This window comes from Rothia sp. P100, from assembly GCF_023712425.1.
GTDB classification, from domain to species: domain Bacteria; phylum Actinomycetota; class Actinomycetes; order Actinomycetales; family Micrococcaceae; genus Rothia; species Rothia endophytica.
In genome coordinates this window covers 1-459 of the sequence record NZ_JAMAYG010000012.1, presented here as the reverse complement: position 1 = coordinate 459, position 459 = coordinate 1, and the positions used below count along the sequence as shown (strand labels likewise).

At 71.2% G+C, this 459-nt stretch carries 1 protein-coding gene; it reads left to right on the top strand.

Features of this window, described 5'->3' with window-relative positions; all coding sequences use genetic code 11:
* A partial coding sequence (locus M3668_RS10960; RefSeq protein WP_251380889.1) for a Mur ligase family protein occupies positions 1 to 459 on the top strand: 459 nt, incomplete at both ends.

Sequence of the window (459 nt, the reverse complement as noted above, 5' to 3'; positions counted from 1 at the left end):
GCGCTGCCCGACGTATGGGTGCTCGAACTGTCGAGCTTCCAGCTCGAGACGGCACGCACGTTCGCGCCCGATGCGGCCGCGATCCTCAACATCACGCAGGACCACCTCGACTGGCACGGCAGCTTCGACGCGTACGCGCAGGCGAAGGGCCGGATCTTCGGCGCGACGACGACGCGCGTGCTGAACCGCGACGACGCGGCCGTGATGAAGTTCGCGCCCGCCGCCGGCGCGGCCGACGCGCCGCGCACGGTCACGTTCGGTCTGAACGAACCGACGCAGGACGGCGACTACGGCCTGTCGCGCGACAACGGCATCGCGTGGCTGGTGGAAGCCGTCGATCGCGACGCGCCGGATGAAGCGACGACGACCCGCCGGCGCAAGCGCGACGCCGCGCATACGCCGGACATCGCGCAAAAGCGCCTGATGCCGGCCGACGCGCTGCGCATCCGCGGGTTGCAC